The sequence below is a fragment of the Vogesella mureinivorans genome, assembly GCF_007644035.1.
Classification (GTDB): Bacteria; Pseudomonadota; Gammaproteobacteria; order Burkholderiales; family Chromobacteriaceae; genus Vogesella; species Vogesella mureinivorans.
The window spans coordinates 90,750-109,376 of record NZ_VMTV02000577.1 but is presented as its reverse complement, the minus strand read 5'-3'; the positions used below and the strand labels follow the sequence as shown (position 1 = coordinate 109,376).

Annotated in this window: 17 protein-coding genes; 9 read left to right on the top strand and 8 right to left on the bottom strand. The window is 63.0% G+C overall.

All coding sequences use genetic code 11. The features are described 5' to 3' along the window. Window positions 1-3 precede the first annotated feature (3 nt). Window positions 4-1,971: an EAL domain-containing protein gene (locus FLQ44_RS15120; RefSeq protein WP_170252990.1), complete on the bottom strand. Its 1,968-nt coding sequence runs from the start codon at window positions 1,969-1,971 to the stop codon at window positions 4-6. Window positions 1,972-2,085: 114 nt separating this feature from the next. On the opposite strand from FLQ44_RS15120, the gene dsdA reads away from it, so the two are divergent. Next, a complete protein-coding gene (dsdA, locus tag FLQ44_RS15115; protein ID WP_206208910.1) occupies window positions 2,086-3,396 on the top strand; it encodes a D-serine ammonia-lyase in 1,311 nt (436 codons plus the stop codon). Here dsdA and FLQ44_RS15110 read toward each other — a convergent pair. Genes FLQ44_RS15110 through FLQ44_RS15100 form a run of 3 tightly spaced genes read right to left on the bottom strand, consistent with a single transcriptional unit; the run spans window position 3,393 to window position 5,989 of the window. Beyond that, window positions 3,393-4,277, bottom strand: a complete 885-nt coding sequence (locus tag FLQ44_RS15110) for a LysR family transcriptional regulator (protein WP_147695070.1) — start codon at window positions 4,275-4,277, stop codon at window positions 3,393-3,395. The genes dsdA and FLQ44_RS15110 overlap by 4 nt on opposite strands. A gap of 10 nt (window positions 4,278-4,287) precedes the next feature. Next, window positions 4,288-5,109, bottom strand: a complete 822-nt coding sequence (locus FLQ44_RS15105; protein WP_147695069.1) for a class I SAM-dependent methyltransferase — start codon at window positions 5,107-5,109, stop codon at window positions 4,288-4,290. Between the two features lie 43 nt (window positions 5,110-5,152). Continuing rightward, window positions 5,153-5,989 (bottom strand): GGDEF domain-containing protein, encoded by an 837-nt coding sequence (locus FLQ44_RS15100; protein WP_170252989.1) that lies wholly within the window; start codon window positions 5,987-5,989, stop codon window positions 5,153-5,155. Window positions 5,990-6,182: 193 nt separating this feature from the next. Between FLQ44_RS15100 and FLQ44_RS15095 the strand changes: the two genes are divergently transcribed. From FLQ44_RS15095 to FLQ44_RS15080, 4 genes are all read left to right on the top strand, one after another. Beyond that, a complete protein-coding gene (locus tag FLQ44_RS15095) occupies window positions 6,183-6,833 on the top strand; it encodes an MBL fold metallo-hydrolase (RefSeq protein ID WP_147695067.1) in 651 nt (216 codons plus the stop codon). Then, a complete protein-coding gene (locus tag FLQ44_RS15090) occupies window positions 6,833-7,162 on the top strand; it encodes an MGMT family protein (RefSeq protein ID WP_147695066.1) in 330 nt (109 codons plus the stop codon). Before FLQ44_RS15095 ends, FLQ44_RS15090 begins: the two co-directional genes overlap by 1 nt. Before the next feature lie 174 nt (window positions 7,163-7,336). Beyond that, window positions 7,337-8,119 carry an outer membrane protein OmpK gene (locus FLQ44_RS15085; RefSeq protein ID WP_147695065.1) on the top strand — a complete coding sequence of 261 codons (783 nt, stop codon included), beginning with the start codon at window positions 7,337-7,339 and terminating at the stop codon, window positions 8,117-8,119. A gap of 285 nt (window positions 8,120-8,404) precedes the next feature. Continuing rightward, window positions 8,405-9,175, top strand: a complete 771-nt coding sequence (locus tag FLQ44_RS15080) for a DeoR/GlpR family DNA-binding transcription regulator (protein WP_017507526.1) — start codon at window positions 8,405-8,407, stop codon at window positions 9,173-9,175. 78 nt (window positions 9,176-9,253) lie between these two features. Here the strand turns inward: FLQ44_RS15080 and FLQ44_RS15075 are convergent, their stop codons facing one another. Further along, window positions 9,254-10,846: a GGDEF domain-containing protein gene (locus tag FLQ44_RS15075; RefSeq protein ID WP_240801298.1), complete on the bottom strand. Its 1,593-nt coding sequence runs from the start codon at window positions 10,844-10,846 to the stop codon at window positions 9,254-9,256. 130 nt (window positions 10,847-10,976) lie between these two features. On the opposite strand from FLQ44_RS15075, the gene FLQ44_RS15070 reads away from it, so the two are divergent. Next, the gene (locus FLQ44_RS15070) at window positions 10,977-12,863 is read left to right on the top strand and encodes a ribonuclease catalytic domain-containing protein (RefSeq protein WP_147695064.1); all 1,887 of its coding nucleotides are present in this window, start codon (window positions 10,977-10,979) and stop codon (window positions 12,861-12,863) included. Window positions 12,864-12,925: 62 nt separating this feature from the next. Here the strand turns inward: FLQ44_RS15070 and FLQ44_RS15065 are convergent, their stop codons facing one another. After that, on the bottom strand, window positions 12,926-13,750 hold the full coding sequence (locus FLQ44_RS15065) for an HDOD domain-containing protein (protein ID WP_147695063.1): 825 nt from the start codon (window positions 13,748-13,750) through the stop codon (window positions 12,926-12,928). A 232-nt stretch (window positions 13,751-13,982) separates the two neighbouring features. Then, entirely contained in the window at window positions 13,983-14,222 is a 240-nt protein-coding gene (locus FLQ44_RS15060; RefSeq protein ID WP_147695062.1) for a hypothetical protein, read from the bottom strand. 257 nt (window positions 14,223-14,479) lie between these two features. Between FLQ44_RS15060 and alr the strand changes: the two genes are divergently transcribed. The 3 genes from alr (at window position 14,480) to FLQ44_RS15045 (ending at window position 16,790) form a co-directional block, all read left to right on the top strand. After that, on the top strand, window positions 14,480-15,706 hold the full coding sequence (gene alr / locus FLQ44_RS15055; RefSeq protein WP_147695061.1) for an alanine racemase: 1,227 nt from the start codon (window positions 14,480-14,482) through the stop codon (window positions 15,704-15,706). A gap of 80 nt (window positions 15,707-15,786) precedes the next feature. Then, a complete protein-coding gene (locus tag FLQ44_RS15050) occupies window positions 15,787-16,329 on the top strand; it encodes a methylated-DNA--[protein]-cysteine S-methyltransferase (RefSeq protein WP_147695060.1) in 543 nt (180 codons plus the stop codon). A gap of 59 nt (window positions 16,330-16,388) precedes the next feature. After that, window positions 16,389-16,790, top strand: a complete 402-nt coding sequence (locus FLQ44_RS15045; protein WP_147695059.1) for a GFA family protein — start codon at window positions 16,389-16,391, stop codon at window positions 16,788-16,790. A 554-nt stretch (window positions 16,791-17,344) separates the two neighbouring features. On the opposite strand, the gene alaC is transcribed toward FLQ44_RS15045, so the two are convergent. Then, on the bottom strand, window positions 17,345-18,553 hold the full coding sequence (alaC, locus tag FLQ44_RS15040; protein WP_147695058.1) for an alanine transaminase: 1,209 nt from the start codon (window positions 18,551-18,553) through the stop codon (window positions 17,345-17,347). Between the last annotated feature and the right edge of the window lie 74 nt (window positions 18,554-18,627).

Here is an 18,627-nt window from a genome sequence, read left to right as displayed (position 1 = left end):
GGCTCAGGCGCGGGTATGCGCTAGCGGTTGGCGCAGGGAAAAGTGCAAAAACTGCGCTAGCGGCATAGCAGGGGAAAACAGGTAGCCTTGCGCCAGGTCTACCCCCAGCTCGCGCACGCATGCCAGCTCGTGCTGGGTCTCTGTGCCCTCGGCTACCACACGGGCACCACTACGGTGTGCCACCTCTACTGCCAGCGCAATAACGGTGCGCGACTTGCGGTTGTCGATGGTGGCAATCAGCGACTGCTCCAGCTTGACCTCGGCAAAAGCAAACTGTGTTAGCAGCATCAGGGTGGAATAACCCACACCAAAATCATCCAGCGACAGGCACACGCCAGCCTGCGCCAGCAGCGCCATGTTTTGCTCTACCTGTGGCATCTGGAGCACGTCGGACCACTCCACCACCTCCAGACACAGCGCACTGCCGGGCACACCTTGCTGCTGCAACAGCATGTTTACCTGCAGGCCGAAGTCAGCCTTGCATAGCGACTCGGCCGAGACATTGACCGACATGCAGCAGCCCGGAAAGCGCGACAATACCTGCGGCAAGACCCCTACCACGGCACAGAGAGACACCCACTCGAATTCGGCCAGACGCCCGCGCTGGCGAAACAAGGAGATGGCGCGCATGGCGGCTACCGGCTGGCCAAAAGCATCATGCAGGCGCAATAGCGCCTCGCCCCCCGCCAGCAGCCCATCCTGCAGCCTGATCTTGGGCTGGTAGGCCAGTGGCATGCTGGCCGGGTCTGCCAGCCAGGCATCCAGTGCCGACTCGATATAGCCGTCCAGCACCGCATCGCGGCGCAGCAGGTCGTTGAAATACGCCACCCCCGCATCGTGTGCATTCAGCGCCAGGGTGATATTGCGGTAGGGCAGGCCGTCCTCCCCCTGCTGGTAGTCGTTTTCCAGTTCCACCACTGCACAGCGGAAGACCGGGCTAAAGCTGTACCAGTCGGCACACATGTCTTGCGACAGCTGCTGCAAAAAGGCTTCGACTTCGCCGCTGCGCTCCAGGTCGACCAAGTGGGCACCCCGCAGCACGATAGCCAGCGAAAAGTCACCGTACTGGAATACCCGCGGCTGGTAGCGGCTGATGGCGCGCATCAGCGGCATGGCGTGTTCGATATCGTTCACCCTGCCCCACAGCCGGCTGCCGTTCTGCAGGCCATAGCGCAGCAAAAAATCGCGCAGATTGCTGAGTTCCAGCACCGCCAGGCAGCCCACCCCGCGCACCCCAGACGCACGCAAGTCCGCCAGGTACACGCCCAGCGCCTTGCGGTTGGGCAGGCCGGTTAGCGCGTCGGTATGGCTAAAGTAGTACTCGCGCGTACGCTGCCGGTCTATCTGGGCGTCCAGCGCCACCATTTGCAACGCCAGGTACAAAATACCCAGCGACAAGGGCAAAACCAGTAGCCGCAGCACCACAAACTGCTCCACCAGGTCTGCCGCTACCGGGGTGATCTGCAGCGCCAACACCAGCCCAAGATAGGTAGCCACTACCCGGGCCAGCCAGATGCACAGCAAGGTGCGCCAGCGAAAACCCGCCAGCAAGGCCGGGTAAAACCAGCGCCGCAGCAGCAGGCCGGCAAGTACCGGCACCGCCGTATCCACCATGCTGCCCAGCAGGCGCTCTACGCCGGAAAACTGGTAACGCGCCAGGGTATTGAGCAGGTAGCAGGCCAGGCCGCCAGGCCAGCCACCCAGCAGGCCACTGAGCAACAGCAGGTCGGTGCCCAGGTTCAGCTTGATCGGGCCTTTCATCGAGCCGGAAACAAACCAGGCAATCACATAAATGGCCAGGCCCATGATCAGACCCAGGTAAGCCTCGCGGTGGGCAATGGCGTGCCCGCGGCTGCGTGTCAGTACCAGCATGGCACCCAGCATGCCAACGGCAGCGGCCGCCTGCAGCGCAAACAGGGGCAAGCTGCCAAGCGAAGACTGGAAAAGCTCGACAAAACGGAAACTAGTCATGGCGAGGGGGGTTCGCAGATGGTCTGTCATGTCTGCCAGCATAGTGCGCCTGGCATGGCCGCTATAAATCACTTATTGCTAGCCGGGTGGTAAAAGTGTGCAGCCATGCCAGTGATGAGCCTGGCTAATCAGCTGCAGCAGGCATGCTGGTTTGTCACGCTGGCCTGCGCGCGACACACTGCTGCCATTGCCAAAGGAGACACCATGCCCGCTACCTTGCTCCCCACTGCCCTGCTGCAGGGCCTGCCACTGCTGTGGCACAACCCCGCCAGACAGCCCGCCGCCCAGGCGCTGGCTACGCTCCCCTACGGCGCGGCCGATATCGCCGCCGCCATCGCCCGCTGGCAGCGTTTTGCGCCGCTCTTGGCACACTGCTTTCCCGATAGCGTGGCGGCAGATGGCCGCATCGATTCGCCGCTGCTGGCCCAGGCAGGCCCCGGCGGTACGGTGTGGGTCAAAGCCGACCACGCCCTGCCCGTTACCGCCTGCATCAAGGCCAGGGGCGGCGTATACGAGGTGCTGTGCCAGGCCGAAACCCTGGCCCGCCGCGCCGGCCTGCTAGCCGAAGGCAGCAACTACGCGCTACTGGCGGGCGATGCCGCGCGGGCGCTGTTTGCCCGTCATACCATTCTGGTGGGCAGTACCGGCAACCTGGGGTATAGCGTGGGCGTAATGGCGCGCGCACTGGGCCTGCAAGTGGAAGTACACATGTCCAGCGACGCCAAAGCGTGGAAGAAAGACCGCCTGCGCGCCCTGGGTGCCCGCGTGGTAGAGCACGCCGGCGACTACGCAGCGGCGGTGGCCAGCGCCAGACAGTTGGCCGCAGCGGACCCGCAGGCCTATTTCATTGACGACGAAAGCTCGCTATTGCTGTTTTTTGGCTACGCCGCCGCCGCACACGACCTGAAAGCCCAGCTGGACACCGCCGGGCTGCAGCCTACCCCGGCCTGCCCGCTGCGGGTGTTCTTGCCCTGCGGCGTGGGCGGTGCCCCCGGCGGGGTGGCATTTGGCCTGAAGTGCCTGTACGGCGATGCGGTGCAGTGCGTGTTTGTGGAGCCGGTGGCCTCGCCCTGCTTCCTGCTGCGCCTGGCCAGCGGCGATGACGCGCTGTCGGTTTACGATATCGGCCTGGATAACCGCACGCTGGCCGATGGGCTGGCGGTGCCACGCGCCTCGGCCACGGTGGCCGGCCTGGTGCAGCATCTGGTGGACGCCGTGGTCACGGTCAGCGACGACAGCCTGCTGGCCGAGGTGCGCCAGCAGTGGCAGCAGCACGGCTTGCGGCTGGAGCCTTCGGCCGCGGCGGGTTTTGTTGCGCAACGGTTGGCCGCAAGCCAGTGGCCACAGCAGGTGATCCCGCTGGTCTGGACCACCGGCGGCCATGGTTTGCCGGACGAGGTGTTTCTGCCGCTGCTGGCCGGCTAGCTGGCGGCGGTGGGGTCAACCGCCAGCTCGGCAGCCAGCCAGGCGGCCAGCGCTGCCGCCGCGTCGCCCTGCCCGCCGTACAGGGCGTAATAGCCCAGTAGTAGCGGCGGGCCGTCGTCGCAGCGGCATAGGCTGCCTTCCTGCAAGGCGGCTGCCACCAAGCGCTGGCGGCCCAGCGCCACCCCCTCGCCCGCTTGGGCGCTGCGATAAGCCAGCTGCGCCTGGTTGAAATGCCGTTCTGCCGGGCCACAACACGCCGGGCGGCCGTATGCGGCCAACCAGCGCGCCCACTCACTGCCCGGGGCACTGCTGGTACCCCACGGGCTGTCGTCGTGCAACAGTGCCAGCCCGGTGCCGGCTTGTCTGGCAGCCGGTGACAACACGGGAAAGCCATACTCCGGCCAGTGCGGCACGCCCGCTTGCGGCGGCTGCGGCAGGTAGCACAGCCGTAGCTGCAAGGGGTCGGCAGGTGGCTGTGGTGGCAGGGTATCGGCCTGCAAATCTACGGAGATGTCAGGATAGCGGCGGGAAAACTGCCCCAGCCGGGGCAAGAGCCAGCCCAGTGCCAGCGAGGGCGGCGCCACCAGGCGCAGCGTGATGGCCCCGGTCTGCACCGCGGCCAAGCCCTGGCCCAGCGCAGCAAAACCCTGCTGCGCCGCGGCGTACAGCTGCTCGCCCGCGGCGGTCAGCACAAAGCCGCGTGGCCCGCGCTGCATCAGCACCAGACCCAGCCGCCCCTCCAGCCGCAACATGCGCTGGCTAACCGCCCCCTGGCTGATGGACAGCTGCGCCGCCGCACGGCGAAAGCCGCCAGCCGCCGCTACGGCGTGAAAAAACCACAGGTCGGCCAACAGGCTGGCATCAAGGCGGCGCGGCAGCATGGCAGCGGGCTCAGTAGGCGAAGCGTTCGCGCAGGTCTTCCAGGTTCAGCTCGCGCAGGATGGCTTCCTGGCGTTCGCGCGCAGCCTTTTTGCCCCCGCCGACTTTCTTGGCAATGATCAGCTCGTTCTTCATCGAGTGTTCCCAGCCCACCAGCTCGGTTACCGTTACCTGGTAGCCGCGCGCCTCCAGCTGCAGGCAACGCAAGACGTTGGTGAGCTGGCTGCCGAACTCGCGGGTGTGGATGGGGTGGCGCCACAGCTCGGACAGCGGGGTTTTGCCGAAGGTATCGTTCTTTTTCTGGCGCAGCACGGCGGCCACTTCGGCCTGGCAGCACGGTACCAGTACGATATAGCGGGCGTCCTTGGCCAGTGCAAAGCGGATGGCGTCGTCGGTGGCGGTATTGCAGGCGTGCAGGGCGGTGATGATGTCCACCTGCGCCGGCAGCGCTTCCGAGGTGATGGACTGCTCCACCGTGAGATTCAGGAACTGCATGCCAGGGAAACCCAGCCGCTCGGCCAGCTCAACCGATTTGTCCACCAGATCCTGCCGTGTTTCCACGCCGTAAACGGTGGCGTCGGCTTTGTCTTTCAGGAACAGGTCGTACAGGATGAAGCCCAGATAGGATTTACCGGCACCGTGGTCGGCCAGGCTCAGGCTGCCTTTTTGCGCAAGCACGTCGGCCATCAGCGGTTCGATGAACTGGTACAGGTGGTACACCTGCTTCAGTTTGCGGCGGGTGTCCTGGTTGATCTTGCCGTCGCGGGTAAGAATGTGCAGCTCTTTGAGCAGTTCGATCGACTGCTGCGGTTTGATTTCGGGAATCAGGCTCATGACGGCCTCCACAGATTGGGTTGCCGTTATTGTAGCAGTGCCGTCAATCTGCCCACTCGGTCCGGTTACGCCCCAGCGCCTTGGCGCGGTACAGTGCACGGTCGGTGCGCTGCTGCAGCTGCTCTGGCGTTTCCCCGCGGCGTAGCTGGCCTATGCCGATGCTGGTGGTGAGCTGCACGATATGGCCGATACGCATGTCGGCTACCGCCTGGCGCACCTGCTCGGCCAGCGCATGCAGGCGCTCGTCCTCCGTGGCGGGTAGCAGCACGGCAAACTCCTCGCCGCCCAGGCGCGAGGCATACCCGCCCTTGGGGCAATGCAGGCTCAGGATGCGGCCCAGCTCGCGCAGCACCTGGTCGCCTACGCTATGGCCAAAGGTATCGTTTACCGACTTGAAGTGGTCCAGGTCCAGCAGAATCAGCGACAAACCCTGCGGCTGCATGGCCTTGCTGAGCTGGTTGAAGTAACGGCGGTTATACAAGCCGGTTAGCTCGTCGGTATGGGCCAGGGTATTGAGCTGCAGGTGCACGCGCCGCGCATGGCGCATCAGGCTGAACACCCCGCAGGCCACCAGTGACATGCCGAACACACGCATCAGGTCTTCGCCAAAGGCAGACAGCCAACGCGGCTGCAACACCAGCTCGTCCATCACGTCGGCTACCGCGCTCACCAGCCACAAGCCCAGGCCACAGGTCAGCCAGTTATAGGCGGTGACCGGCAGCTCGTCACGCTGCACCCCCCAGAACATGACCGAGATGATCAGCAACACCGTCAGCTCGGCAAAACCGCCCACGCTGAATAGCCAGGTCTCCGGCAAAGCCGGTAGCCACAACACATGGCTGGCCACTTCCAGCAAAAGCAGTACAGCCAGGATCAGCATGAAACTACGGCGGTGTTGGAGCAGATAAGGTTTTTTGGCGGGGAATTCAGGCATGATAATGACAAAAGCGGTGTTTGCTTGCAGATAGCATCGCCCTTTATGTGCAGGCCGGCAAGCAGCAAAAGGGGTTTTACCTGCACCGGTGCGGCTGTCAAAATTGAACTCATCTAATTCCCCAAAGGATTTTATAGCCATGTCTTTACAGCTAAAGGTCATTCCCGTCACACCCTTCCAGCAAAACTGCTCGGTCATCTGGTGCGACGAAACCCGCCAGGCCGCGGTGGTCGATGCCGGTGGCGACATCGGCCGTATTCGCGCCTTTATCGATGCACAAGGGCTGACGGTAGAAAAGCTGCTACTGACCCACGGCCATATCGACCACGCCGGTGGCGCGCGCGAGCTGGCCGACGCACTGGGCGTGGCGATAGAAGGCCCCCACCCGGCAGAAAGCTTCTGGCTGGACCAGCTGCCCAGCCAGGGCACCATGTTCGGTTTTCCCCGCGCCGAGCCGCTTACCCCCGAGCGCTGGCTGCACGAGGGCGACACCGTCACGGTAGGCCAGCAAACACTGGAAGTCTTGCATTGCCCCGGCCATACCCCGGGCCATGTGGTGTTTGTCAGCCGTGCGGCCAACCTCTGTATCGTGGGCGATGTGCTGTTCCAGGGCAGCATCGGCCGCACCGACTTCCCCATGGGCGACCACGAGCAGCTGATCGACGCCATCCGCAGCAAGCTGTTTGCCCTGCCGGACGACATGACCGTGCTACCCGGCCATGGCCCGTTTACCACCATAGGGGATGAGCGCCGCAGCAACCCCTTTGTGGCCGACCGCCGCTACGGCTGATGGATGCCGCCTTTGCACGCGCGGTGCTGGCCCAACTGCTGGCCATCCCGTCCGGCCGCGTCAGTAGCTACGGCGTGCTGGCGGCGCTGGCCGGCTACCCGCGCCACGCCCGCCACGTGGGCAAGCTGCTGGCCAGTGCCCCCGAAGGCGCTGGCTGGCCGTGGTTTCGCGTGGTCAGCAGCAGTGGCCGCATTGCCCGCCCCGGCACACCGCAAGCCGACTACCAACGCCTGCTGCTGGAAGAAGACGGGGTAGAAGTTGGCCGCAACGGCCGTATCGACCTGCGCCACTACGGCTGGCCCGCCAGTAATTTCATGCGCCAATCATGACCCAACGTCATGCAATGACACCAAACGCGCAGGAATAACACAGCATTTGTCCTAAACAAGCGTTTGACTGCGCAGAATGTGCGCTTTCTGCTATGCTCCGCGTCCCTGTTTTTCAGCCATGGCACACGCCTTGCTGGTCAGACAACATCTTTAACGCACGCAAGCAACAGAATCATGAAAACTCGCACTACCCTCATCGCTCTGGCACTGGCCTCCTGTGCCGGCTTTGCCCACGCCGACTACACCTTCAGCAACGTTAGCGCCAACTGGCTGGACTGGTCGTCCAACACCCAGGACCGCACCAACAAAGGCCCGTTTGGCGGCAAGGCAGACTTTGCCTACCTGGAAGCCGAAGGCGGCATGGGCGGCAACTGGGGCGATCTGTACGGCTTTGTTGACGTAGAAAACGCCGACCAGAACACCCGCGAAAACGGCGGCCAGAACCGTCGCTACGCGTCTAAAGTGGTGGCCCGCGTGAACGTGGCGCAAATCGGCAACCTGCCGGTACAAGCCTACGCCCACGTATACGATTTCCGCGAAGGCAAGTTCTACGACCAGAACCGCGTACTGGGCCTGGGTACCAGCCTGTCCGCCGGCAGCCTGTGGGTAAAACCGTTCCTGGGCGCGCACCAGGAATTCAAGCAAGGTGCCGGTGCGCACCGCAACGGCATGATGGCCGGCTGGGTACTGGGCTTCCCGTTCAAGGCGGCAGGCCAGGACCTGATGGTGACCCAGTGGCACGAAATCGAATTCGATCGTGAAGACCGCTACCTGGGCATGGCCAAGGATGGCAAGGTCGTGAATGCCCGCAAACTGGCTAATAACGGCGCGGTATCGCTGTGGTGGAACGCCACCAAGAGCCTGACCGGTGGCCTGACCTACCGTTACGCCGACCAGAAACTGGGCTCCGCTACCTACCAGCGCGCCCTGATCACCACCATCAAGTACAACTTCTGATACGCGTACCGCCTGCCGCGACAGGCTAGCCGCCAGCGGTGCAGCGCCCGTGCGCTACCGGCCAGCGGGCAGCCTGACGGGCAGCGGCAGTACCGTATCAGCCGGCACTTGGGCAAACGCCAGCAGCACCGCTGCCTGCCGTTTGTCAACAATATCCAACGCCAGTGCTACCGCACTGGCGTTTTTTCATCATCAAACATTCGTTTATGACAAGGTGAAGTTGCCGCCGGCGCCGGAAATATGTTAAAGACTCAGGGTAATTTTCGATTTCGAACTTGCTACCCCATGAGCCGATCCCCTAGACACGACAAAATCCTGCAGCTGGTACGCGAGAACGGCTTTATGCCGATCGAGGAACTGGCACGCATTCTGGATGTGACGCCGCAGACCATCCGCCGCGACATCAACCAGCTCTGTGAAGCCAACCTGCTACGCCGCTACCACGGCGGGGCGGCACTGGGTAACAGTGTAGAAAACGAAGACTACTTCTCGCGCAAGGGCAAGCTGCAAAGCGAAAAAGCCCATATTGCCGACATGATCGCGGAAAACATCCCCGACCATGCCTCGCTGTTCATGAGCATCGGCACCACCATCGAGGCGGTGGCCCAGGCGCTGACTGCCAGCCACAAAGGCCTGCGTGTGATTACCAACAACATCCACGTGGCGTCCATCATGTCGGCCAACCCCGACTTTACCGTGATGATTACCTCGGGCGTGGTACGCGCCTCGGACGGTGGCATTACCGGCGTGGCCACGCTGGATTTCATCAACCAGTTCAAGGTGGACTACGCCGTGATCGGGGTGTCGGGGATAGAAACCGACGGCTCGCTGCTGGATTTCGACTACCGCGAAGTGCGCGTGGCACAAGCCATGATGAACAACGCGCGCCACCGCTTCCTGGCTGCCGACCACAGCAAGTTCGGCCGCAACGCGCTGGTACGCATGGGCCATATCAGCGAGTTCAACGCCATCTTTACCGATGCCATGCCGCCGGAAAGCCTGAAAAAGCTGCTGGACGACCACAACGTACGCATGTACCTGGCCGACCCGGTATAAGGTTGGCCGCATGACAAAGCACAAGGGCGCCGCAGGCGCCCTTGTGCTTTGTGCTTTGTGCTTTGTGCTTTGTGCTGCCTAGTCTGCCTGCGGCAAATGCGCCCCGGCTTCGGCAGACCATGCCACCACCAGGTTACGGCCCAGCTCCTTGGCGCGGTACAGCATGGCATCGGCGCGGTGCACCAGGGCAACCACGTCGGTAACGCCTTCCGCACCGCACAGGCCGGCGCTGAAGGTCTGGCGGAAACGCCCGCGCGGCGACTGCTGGTCCAGCAGCTCGAAATCGCCACGAATCGCTTCCAGCAAGCGGTACGCCTGGTCTACCGTCATGCCCGGTAACACCAGCGCAAACTCCTCGCCACCGTAACGGCCAATCAGGTCGCTGCGGCGCAGCCGCTCGCGCAGGAAGCGCGCCAGGTTGACCAGCACTTCGTCACCGGCCTGGTGGCCGTAGTTGTCATTGATACGCTTGAAGTGGTCCAGGTCCAGCATCACCATCGCCAGCGGCAGGCGCTCGCGCTGGGCGCGGGCAAACTCGTACTCCAGCCGGGCAAACAGGTGGGTATGGTTCAGCAAGCCGGTAAGGCTGTCGGTACTGATGTAGGAACGCAGCTTGCGGTAACGGCGCGCACGGGTCATCACCGTCACCACCAGCTCGTCGCTGGATACCGGCTTGGTCAGGTAGCCGTCCACGCCTAGCGACAGCGTATCCAGCTGGATGTCCTGCCGCTTTTCCATGGATAGGAAAATAATGGGGATACCATCCATCAGCCCCTGCTGGCGGATGATGCGCGCCAGCTCTTTGCCGTCGCACTCCGGCATGTACATGTCCATCAGGATCAGGTCGGGGCGAAAGCGCTCGATCGCCTCCAGCGCACGGCTGGGGCGGGTGACTTCTTCGGTCAGGATACCGTGCTGGTTCAGCACCGCCGAATACAGGCCGGCCAGCGAGCCCATGTCTTCAATCAGCAACACACGCAGCGGGTTACGCCGGTCCTGTTGCTGCGGCACCACCAGCGCATCCAGCAGCTCGCGCACCTGTAGTGGCCAGGCCAGAAAGCCCTGGCCGCCACTGCGTACTGCCTTTAGCCTGGCCTCGAAATCGCGGCGCGGGCTGGCGTACAACACCGGGCAGGGCATGGGCATGCCGGGGGGGAACAGGCTGGCCTCCCCCACAAAATCGCTGTACACGACCAGCGCGCCGGGCGTGTGCTGCCGCAAGGCCTGCTGCAGCAGCAAGGCGTCGCGGAACACGTCCATCTGGTAGCCAAAGCACGCCAGCTGTTCGACAAGATAGCTATCTACATCGCGCTCACCCGCCCACAGAAACAAGCGGTGGTTCTGCCGTAGCGCGGCGGCACTGGTGGTGTGCTTTAGCGGCGCAGGCATGCTTGCCAGCTGGGTAACCAGCGACAGCTGCTGGCGCAGGCCCAGGATATCGTCGGGTGCACGGCGCCGTTTTAGCCACGAGCGCAGCTGTGCGGCCAACTCGTCATTGGCGCGCAGCAGTTCGCCGGCCCCGCCTTGCTCGGCCACGCCCTGCAAGCACTGGCTGAGGGCAGTAAAGCGCCGGGCGAGCTCTGGGTCCCAACGGTCTAGCAGCTGGCGGCCAACATGGTCCATTTCCTGGGAAAGGCCCAGCAGGGTTTGCGGAATGGTCTGCGCTGACATGGCTAAATTAAACAAACATTTATACAAAGAAGCGCAGTATACCGGCAGTAAAGCGGTGTGACGCAGCCTGCTGCTATAATCTTCCGTTTCATTCATAGCACGGGGCAGACTTGGTCCCGCCAGAGGCAGTATGAACGTCTTTTACGAAGAAAGCGGCAGCTTCAAGGTAGGCAGCGTGGTATCGCGCGCGGATGCCAGCCTGCAAATTGACACTCAGCACGGTAAGCGCACCAAACTGAAAGCGGCCAACGTGTTTCTGGAGTTCAGCAGCGCGCTGCCAGACTTTCTGCCCGCTGCAGAGGCGATTGCTGCCGATATCGACGTGGATTTCCTGTGGGAATGCTGCGGCGACGACGAGTTCGGTTTTGATGTACTGGCCGCCGATTACTTTGGCCACGCCCCCAATGCGCTGGAAAACGCCGCCATCCTGCTGCGCCTGTACGCTGCGCCGATGTACTTCTACAAAAAGGCCAAGGGCCGCTTCAAGGCTGCGCCGGAAGAAACCCTGAAAGCCGCGCTGGCAGGTATCGAGCGCAAAAAGCGCGAGCAGGAGCAGATCGACGCCTGGGCCGCCGAGCTGGCCGCAGGCACCCTGCCAGATGCCATCCGCAGCCACCTGATGGCCATTTTGTACCGCCCCGACAAAAACACGCTGGAATTCAAGGCCTTCGACCAGGCCAGCCGCGCCACCAGCCTGCCGCCGCTGCGCCTGGCTGACAAGGTAGGCGGTATCCCGTCGGTACCGGACTACATGATGGCCGGCTTCCAGATGGAGCACTTTCCCAAAGGCCTGGGCTTTGGCCAGTATGCGCCAGCCACCCAGCCAGACGCGCTGCCACTGGCCGACGTACAAGCGTTTTCCATTGACGACGCCGCCACCACCGAGATCGACGATGCACTGTCGGTACAGTGGCTGGCCAACGGCCATATCCGCGTCGGCATCCACATTGCCGCGCCTAGCCTGGGTATCGCACCAGACAGCGACCTGGAAAAGATCGTGCACCAGCGCCTGTCTACCGTGTATTTCCCCGGTAACAAGATCACCATGCTGCCGGACGACGTGGTAGCACAGTTCACCCTGCAGGAAGGCCAGGCGTGCCCGGCACTGAGCCTGTACGTAGAGGTGACGCCGTCGTTCGAGCTGGTGGACTTTGAAAACCGCGTGGAGCGCGTACACATTGCGGCCAACCTGCGCCACGACCAGCTGGAGCAGGTGTTCAACGAAGACACGTTGGCCGCACCCGGCTTTGGCCCCGACTACGCCTTCAAGCGCGAGCTGGTCTGGCTGTGGCAATTTGCCAACGCCCGCGAAGCTTTCCGTGGCAAGACACCCGACCCGAACCGCCCGCCGCAAGTGGACTACAACTTTGCCGTGGAAGACGGCAAGGTGCGCATTACCATCCGCAAGCGCGGCTCGCCTATGGACAAGCTGGTTTCCGAGCTGATGATCCTGGCCAACAGCGAATGGGGCCGCATGCTGGCCGAGGCCGACATCCCGGCCATGTACCGCGCGCAAAGCATGGGCAAGGTGCGCATGACCACCCGCCCCGAGCCGCACATCGGCCTGGGCGTGGCGCAGTACGCCTGGAGCACCTCGCCGCTGCGCCGCGCGTCGGACTTTGTCAACCAGCGCCAGCTGGTGGCCATGATCCGTGGCGACGAGCCACAGTACCCGCAAGGCGACGCCATGCTGTTTGCCCTGCTGCGTGATTTCGACGCGGCCTACAGCGCCTACCTGGGCTTCCAGGACAAGATGGAGTACTTCTGGTGCCTGCGCTGGTTCAGCCAGGAAGGCATCAGCGAGCCGACTGCCACCTTTATCAAGGAAGACCTGGTTCGCCTGGACGGCGTGCCGGTACGCATGCGCATCCCTGGCCTGCCGGAGCTGGAAAACGGCGACCGTATCCAGCTGCAGATCATCCGTATCGACGAGCTGATGCAAGAGCTGGAGTGCCGCTTTGTCTCGGTCATCTCGCGCAAGACCCCGCCGGCAGACCCTGCCGACCAGCCGGCCTGAGGCCGCTAAAGCACAAGGCCCCGCAGTGCGGGGCCTTGTTGTTTGTGCTGCCGTATCGCTGCCTATAGCAGGCTGTCGATCTGCGTACTCATCTCTTTCAGGTAGCCGATAGACGCTTCCATCTGCTCGGCAGGGATATTCAGCGCCGATACCACCCGCTGCGGCACCGTTTCCAGCATGTCCTGCTCGGTCATGCCGCGGTTAAAACCCGCCACGATATACGAGGCCAAACCGATCAGCAGTGCGTAAGGCGAGGCATCGGCCGGCGGCACCAGATTATGCTGGTTGCGGATCGCATCCTGAATGGCGTCGGGAAAGCTCCAGCGCCGCGCCAGCTCCGCCCCCACCTCGGTCAGATCCATGCCCAGCACCATGCGCTCGGTGGCCAGGCGGTCGGCACCGCCATCTACCACACGGTCAATCTGCACGGCTTTTTCCGGCTCGGCCACGTGCAACACCAGCTCGCCGATATTGGACATCAGGCCACAGGTATAACCCAGCTGCGGCTCCAGCCCCGCCAGCTTGGCGAGCGCCTTGCTGGTATTGGCCATCTCGAAACTGCGGCCCCAGAAGCTTTTCATGTCAAAACCGGGGATATTGGACGTGGCGCCACTGACACCCGAGGCAATCACCAGCACCCGCAGGTTATCAAAGCCCAGCATCACCACCGCGTCTTCCAGCGAGCCTATCTTGCGGCTGCCGCCAAAGCGCGCCGTGTTGGCCAGGCGCAGCACGCGCGCGCTCAACACCTGGTCGTGCGCCACCTTGTCGGCGACATCATCCATGTTCACATTATTGTCGTTGAAGCTGGCAATCAGCTCCTGTACCACTTTGGGTACCATGGGTAGTTTGCCGGATGCTTTGTCGAACAGCTCTGCCACTTGCATAGTCGGTCTCCTTGTCGTGTGCGCTGGCGCATAAAGTGAGCTTAGGCAAGGAACGGCAAAAAAACAGCCGGTATTTTCCCTGCGGCAAAAAATGTCGTGAACATGGCCAGTGCCTATCCGGGCCCGCCCCACTTTTTGCTGCAAGGCCCATACCGGCCCAAGTACATAACAACTCAGCACTGCCTGCTGCTCAACTACCACAGGCCGGGCAGGCTCATGCCCGGCCTGTGCCTTACACCAGCGTATCGATCGTGCCGCCTATTGCCTTGGCAATGGCTTCACCACCTAAAGAAATACCTTCCATTACCGCATCGCCCGCTTCTTCCACACCGCTGGCGACACCACTGGCAACCGACACCACACCACTGGCGATGTCCGTCACCCCCGACGCAATTTTGCCTGCCCCACTCCCCACGGTGCTAAAGCCACCGTAAATGGTAGAACCGGCAGCAGAAAGGCCTGAAATACTCATATCGTGCACCTCCTTGCCATGCCGGCACACCGTGTACCGGCATACCTAGGCTAGCGCAGCCGGCGCGGCGAAATGCAGCCAGTTTGTATCGACACTGTATGACATTTAATACAAAAAACGTCATCTTCTATAAATCCATGTCGCATTAATCGCACGCACACAAAACATAAATGACATAGCATGGCAACTCGCCAATATGACAGTGCTGTGACAGCCGCACACAAAACAAGCGCCGGCGACGCCACAAAGGAGAAAGCATGCCGTTTCACCGTACCCTGCTCGCCCTGAGCCTGGCCACCCTGCTGGGCAGCCAGCCCGCCCTGGCCGCCCCGCTACTGGACGCCGCCACCGCTGCACGCAGCGAAGCCACCGCCCCCGCCAGCAACGCCTGGGTCGAGATCGACAAAGCCGCCTTCGAACACAATATCCGCCAGCTGCAAACCCGCCTGGCCGGTAAATCGCAAATCTGCGCCGTGATGAAAGCCGATGCCTACGGCCACGGCATCGCGCTGCTGGTGCCGTCCATCATCGCCACCGGCGTGCCCTGTATTGGCGTAGCCAGCAATGAAGAAGCCCGCGTCGTGCGCGAAAAAGGCTTCAAAGGCCGGCTGATGCGCGTGCGCACCGCCACGCTGGGCGAAATCCGCGGCGCACTGCGTTACAACATGGAAGAGCTGGTAGGCAACCTGGCGCACGCCCGCGCCGCCGGCCAGCTGGCACAAAAACAGGGCCGCACCCTGCGCATCCACCTGGGCCTGAACTCGTCGGGCATGAGCCGCAACGGGCTGGAAATGGGCACCGAACAAGGCCGCCAGGACGCGCTGGCGCTGGTGAAACAGCCCGGCCTGCAGCTGGTGGGCATCATGACCCACTTTGCCGTGGAAGACGCCGCCGACGTGCGCAAAGGGTTGGCCGCATTCAAGGAACAAAGCCAGTGGCTGATCGACACCGCCGGCCTGGACCGCAGCAAGCTCACGCTGCATGCGGCCAACTCCTTCGCCACGCTGGAGGTGCCGGAAAGCCACCTCGACATGGTGCGCCCCGGCGGCCTGATCTACGGTGACACCATTCCCAGCTACACCGAATACCGCCGCGTGATGGCGTTCAAAACCCGCGTGGCCGCCGTCAACGCCTACCCGGCCGGCAATACCGTGGGCTACGACCGCACCTACACCCTCAAACGCGACAGCCTGCTGGCCAACCTGCCCATGGGCTACTCCGACGGCTACCGCCGCGTGTTCACCAACAAGGGCTTTGTGCTGATCAACGGCCAGCGCGCGCCGGTGGTGGGCAAGGTCTCGATGAACACCACCATGGTGGACGTTACCGACGTTCCCGGCGTAAAGCCGGGTGACGAAGTGGTGCTGTTCGGCAAACAAGGCAACGCCGACATCACCCAGGCCGAAATGGAAGACATTAACGGCGCCCTGCTAGCCGACCTGTACACCGTATGGGGCAACAGCAACCCGCGCCGGCTGAAATAAGCGCCTAGCCACTGCACCAGGCTACGGCAGGCGGCCACTGCGTTACACTGGCCGCCTGCCTTGACTGCCCGCCCATCGCCATGACCGCACCTGCCCTGCTGCTACACCGTTTTCACAGCCCGCTGGGCCCCATGTTTGTCTGCGCCAGCGAACAGGGCGTATGCCTGCTGGAGTTTGCCGTAAGCCAGCGCAACGAGCGCGAGTTTGCCGAGCTGCAGCGCCTGCTGGGCAGCCGCATTCTGGCCGGCGAAAACGACCACACCCACCAGGCCGAAAGCGAAATCGGCGAATATTTTGCCGGCACGCGACAACAGTTCGGCGTAGCCCTGCACCTGCCCGGCACCGCCTTCCAGCAGCAAGTGTGGCAAGCACTGCAAACCATCCCCTACGGCGACACAACCAGCTACCAGCAGCAGGCCGACCGCCTGGGCAAGCCGGCCGCCATCCGCGCCGTGGCTGGTGCCAACGGCGCCAACCGCGTGGCCATCATCGTGCCCTGCCACCGTGTTATCGGCAAAGACGGCAGCCTCACCGGCTACGGCGGCGGCCTGCAACGCAAGGCCTGGCTACTGGCGCACGAACAGCGCAGCCGCTTTGGCGACACCCAGCCGCAGCTGTTCTGAGCCTGCGGCCAACGTTGGCCGCAGACGATACTGGCGTTTTAGCAACAGGAGCAAACCGCATGATCAAGCAAGTAGGCGATACCCTGATCCAGCCGGTACACACCGCACGCTGCCACTGCGGCGGTGTAGTACTGGCGCTGACGCTGCCCAACGGCATCGACCGACCGCGCCGCTGCGACTGCTCGATCTGCCGCCGCAAGGGCGCCATCGTGGCCTCGGTAAAATTGGACGGCATCCGCATCGTGCAGGGCGCCGACTTGCTGCGGCTGTACCAGTTCAACACCCACACTGCCAAACACTACTTCTGCTCGGTGTGCGGTATCTATACCCACCACCAGCGTCGCTCGCACCCGGACGAATACGGCTACAACGTCGGCTGCCTGGACGGGGTGAACCCCTACCTGCTGGGCGACATCCCGGTGTTCGATGGCATCAACCACCCGGCCGACCGCCAGGACTAGGCTCGCGGCCAACGTTGGCCGCACATGACAACGCCGCATAGAAAGGCTAATGCCAGTCAGTTAGGCGAATGTCTTTGGCCATCAAGTGGGAGGACGTGAGTGCAGCGGCCCATCCCGTTGGCGCGAGCCGGTCAAAATGGTGCGCCCCAGGGTTGTGCTGAGCGAATCGAAGATTCGCACGCGCAAGACGCCGATTTGTTTGAGCCGCGTGACGTTAGCACGCGGCGAGTTCGGCGGCGCCTGGGCGTGCCATTTTGGCCGGGGTTTCGAGCAGCCCCGGGTTGCGGGGTCTGCGTGCAAATCTTTGATTTGCTCAGCGATATAAAAGGGGGCGGCAACCCGCCCCCTTTCCCGTCCTATTCCCTCGCGACGCTGCGCTTGCCTCGCTCGGTCACGGGCGGAACCGGCATGTAAATCTCGTCCGCATAGCGGACACACTAGCAAACAACCCCTAGCCAAAAAAAATACCAGTCAGCGTTAACTGACTGGTATTACCCCGCAGGGCTGGCGTTTTACTGGCTGCACCTACCCAGCCATCACCCTGCGGCGCCAGCTCAAGCCGGCGGCAGCAGGCCGTCGGCACGGAACATGGTCTTGATGCCGCGGATGGCCTGGCGGATGCGGCTGTCGTTTTCGATCAGCGCAAAGCGCACGTACTCGTCGCCGTAATCACCAAAGCCCACACCGGGCGACACCGATACCTTGGCCTTGTCCAGCAGCAGGTTGGCAAACGCCAGCGAGCCCAGCGCGCGGTAGTGCTCGGGGATGCGCGCCCAGATGTACATCGACGCCTTGGGCAGGTCTACCTGCCAGCCAGCCTCCATCAGCCCTTTGTACAGCACGTCGCGGCGCTTCTGGTAGGTGGCGGCGATGTCGCGCACGCACTGCTGGTCGCCTTCCAGCGCGGCGATGGCGGCAATCTGCAGCGGGGTGAAAGTGCCGTAGTCGTGGTAGCTCTTGATGCGCGCCAGCGCGGCTACCAGGTCGGGGTTACCCACCATGAAGCCGATGCGCCAGCCGGCCATATTGTAGCTTTTGGACAGGGTAAAGAACTCCACCGCAATGTCCTTGGCCCTCGGCACCTGCATGATGGATGGCGCTTTCCAGCCGTCGAACACGATGTCGGCGTAGGCCAGGTCGTGCACCACGAAGATGTCGTGCTTCTTGGCCAGCGCGATGACGCGCTCGAAGAAGTCCAGCTCCACGCACTGCGCGGTGGGGTTGGACGGGAAGCCGATCACGATCATCTTGGGCTTGGGGTAGCTGCCACGGATGGTTTTTTCCAGCTCGGCAAAGAAGTCCACGTCCGGTGCCATCGGCACGCTGCGGATATCGGCACCGGCAATCACCGCACCATAGATATGGATGGGGTAGCTCGGGTCCGGCACCAGCACGGTGTCGCCACGGTCCAGCGTGGCCAGCATCAGATGCGCCAGGCCTTCTTTGGAGCCGATGGTGACGATGGCTTCGCTGTCCGGGTCGATATCCACCGCGTAGCGCTGCTGGTACCAGCGTGCAATGGCGCGGCGCAGGCGCGGTATGCCCTTGGACGCCGAGTAGCCGTGGGTGTCGGGCCGCTGCGCGGCTTCGGTGAGTTTGGCCACAATATGCGGCGGCGTGGCCCCGTCCGGGTTGCCCATGCTCATGTCGACGATATCGTCGCCACGGCGGCGGGCGGCCATTTTGCGTTCGGCGGTGATGTTGAAAACGTAAGGGGGGAGACGATCGATGCGCGCAAAGCGGCGCTTGCCGGTAGACGACATGGGAAACCTTTCAACGTAAGCGCCCGGAACCGTCCGAGCGACGCTCCCCCGACTCAGGGGATAGGCCATCGTAA

Bases quoted from the DNA above. Each gene is read 5' to 3' on its own strand.
- FLQ44_RS15120 (WP_170252990.1), bottom strand. From the start codon at position 1,971: ATGACTAGTTTCCGTTTTGTCGAGCTTTTCCAGTCTTCGCTTGGCAGC.
- dsdA (WP_206208910.1), top strand. From the start codon at position 2,086: ATGAGCCTGGCTAATCAGCTGCAGCAGGCATGCTGGTTTGTCACGCTG.
- FLQ44_RS15110 (WP_147695070.1), bottom strand. From the start codon at position 4,277: ATGCTGCCGCGCCGCCTTGATGCCAGCCTGTTGGCCGACCTGTGGTTT.
- FLQ44_RS15105 (WP_147695069.1), bottom strand. From the start codon at position 5,109: ATGAGCCTGATTCCCGAAATCAAACCGCAGCAGTCGATCGAACTGCTC.
- FLQ44_RS15100 (WP_170252989.1), bottom strand. From the start codon at position 5,989: ATGCTGATCCTGGCTGTACTGCTTTTGCTGGAAGTGGCCAGCCATGTG.
- FLQ44_RS15095 (WP_147695067.1), top strand. From the start codon at position 6,183: ATGTCTTTACAGCTAAAGGTCATTCCCGTCACACCCTTCCAGCAAAAC.
- FLQ44_RS15090 (WP_147695066.1), top strand. From the start codon at position 6,833: ATGGATGCCGCCTTTGCACGCGCGGTGCTGGCCCAACTGCTGGCCATC.
- FLQ44_RS15085 (WP_147695065.1), top strand. From the start codon at position 7,337: ATGAAAACTCGCACTACCCTCATCGCTCTGGCACTGGCCTCCTGTGCC.
- FLQ44_RS15080 (WP_017507526.1), top strand. From the start codon at position 8,405: ATGAGCCGATCCCCTAGACACGACAAAATCCTGCAGCTGGTACGCGAG.
- FLQ44_RS15075 (WP_240801298.1), bottom strand. From the start codon at position 10,846: ATGTCAGCGCAGACCATTCCGCAAACCCTGCTGGGCCTTTCCCAGGAA.
- FLQ44_RS15070 (WP_147695064.1), top strand. From the start codon at position 10,977: ATGAACGTCTTTTACGAAGAAAGCGGCAGCTTCAAGGTAGGCAGCGTG.
- FLQ44_RS15065 (WP_147695063.1), bottom strand. From the start codon at position 13,750: ATGCAAGTGGCAGAGCTGTTCGACAAAGCATCCGGCAAACTACCCATG.
- FLQ44_RS15060 (WP_147695062.1), bottom strand. From the start codon at position 14,222: ATGAGTATTTCAGGCCTTTCTGCTGCCGGTTCTACCATTTACGGTGGC.
- alr (WP_147695061.1), top strand. From the start codon at position 14,480: ATGCCGTTTCACCGTACCCTGCTCGCCCTGAGCCTGGCCACCCTGCTG.
- FLQ44_RS15050 (WP_147695060.1), top strand. From the start codon at position 15,787: ATGACCGCACCTGCCCTGCTGCTACACCGTTTTCACAGCCCGCTGGGC.
- FLQ44_RS15045 (WP_147695059.1), top strand. From the start codon at position 16,389: ATGATCAAGCAAGTAGGCGATACCCTGATCCAGCCGGTACACACCGCA.
- alaC (WP_147695058.1), bottom strand. From the start codon at position 18,553: ATGTCGTCTACCGGCAAGCGCCGCTTTGCGCGCATCGATCGTCTCCCC.